The organism is Chryseobacterium hagamense (assembly GCF_007991455.1).
Classification (GTDB): domain Bacteria; phylum Bacteroidota; class Bacteroidia; order Flavobacteriales; family Weeksellaceae; genus Chryseobacterium; species Chryseobacterium hagamense.
In genome coordinates this window covers 1-558 of the sequence record NZ_BJYJ01000030.1, presented here as the reverse complement: position 1 = coordinate 558, position 558 = coordinate 1, and the positions used below count along the sequence as shown (strand labels likewise).

General features: G+C 43.2%; 1 protein-coding gene. It reads left to right on the top strand.

All coding sequences use genetic code 11. From position 1 onward, the window contains the following. Positions 1 to 267 precede the first annotated feature (267 nt). Positions 268 to 558, top strand: a 291-nt coding sequence (locus tag CHA01nite_RS17445; RefSeq protein WP_146943734.1) for a GIY-YIG nuclease family protein, incomplete at its 3' end; no start/stop codon positions are given.

The window sequence follows — 558 nt, the reverse complement described above, 5'->3', positions numbered from 1 at the left end:
TGAGGAGTGTGGCTTCGAGGGCCTCAGCCACCGGGAAGGATTTGCGTTTGGATTATTTAAACCACAGATTGACGCAGATTTTTACAGATGATTGTGCATAAAGGAATGATACTGATACAACTTTTTATAACTTCCTACTCCCTCCGGTGGCTGAGCGGAGCCGAAGTCATCGTATATGGTTCTGATTGATGTTATTTTAATTACCGTTTCCGAGATAAATTTTTAATTCAGAAAATTATTATTTTTATTTCTCAAAAAACATCGACGATGAAAGGATTTCTCTACATTCTCCTTTGCTCCGACGGCAGTTATTATACCGGAAGTACTAACGATCTCGAACGCAGGCTGGTCCAGCATCAGTCCGGGGAAGGAGCTAACCATACCAAAAAGCGTCTGCCCGTCCGGCTGATCTATTATGAAGAGTATGACCGTATTGATCTTGCTTTTTGCCGTGAAAAGCAGATTCAGGGTTGGAGCCGGAGAAAAAAGGAGGCATTGATTAAAGGTATGCCGGAACTTCTGCCCGAACTTGCCATAGCATACCGTGATCTAAGAGAG